Raw genomic sequence first — 332 nt, forward strand, 5'->3', positions numbered from 1 at the left:
AAGGCGCAGTTCGGCGGCCAGCGCTTCGGCGAGATGGAGGTGTGGGCCCTGGAGGCCTACGGCGCGGCGTACGCGCTGCAGGAGCTGCTGACGATCAAGTCCGACGACGTGCTGGGCCGCGTGAAGGTCTACGAGGCCATCGTCAAGGGCGAGAACATCCCCGAGGCGGGCATTCCCGAGTCCTTCAAGGTCCTCATCAAGGAGATGCAGTCGCTCTGCCTGAACGTCGAGGTTCTCTCCAGCGACGGCATGTCCATCGAGATGAGGGACACCGACGAGGACGTCTTCCGCGCGGCGGAGGAGCTCGGCATCGACCTGTCCCGGCGCCCCCA

Annotated in this window: 1 protein-coding gene; it reads left to right on the forward strand. The window is 66.3% G+C overall.

Going from position 1 to position 332, the window contains the following annotated elements; all coding sequences use genetic code 11:
• Positions 1–332, forward strand: a 332-nt coding sequence (locus AAH991_RS40365) for a DNA-directed RNA polymerase subunit beta (RefSeq protein ID WP_346231224.1), incomplete at both ends; no start/stop codon positions are given.

It is taken from the genome of Microbispora sp. ZYX-F-249, from assembly GCF_039649665.1.
Lineage (GTDB): Bacteria > Actinomycetota > Actinomycetes > Streptosporangiales > Streptosporangiaceae > Microbispora > Microbispora maris.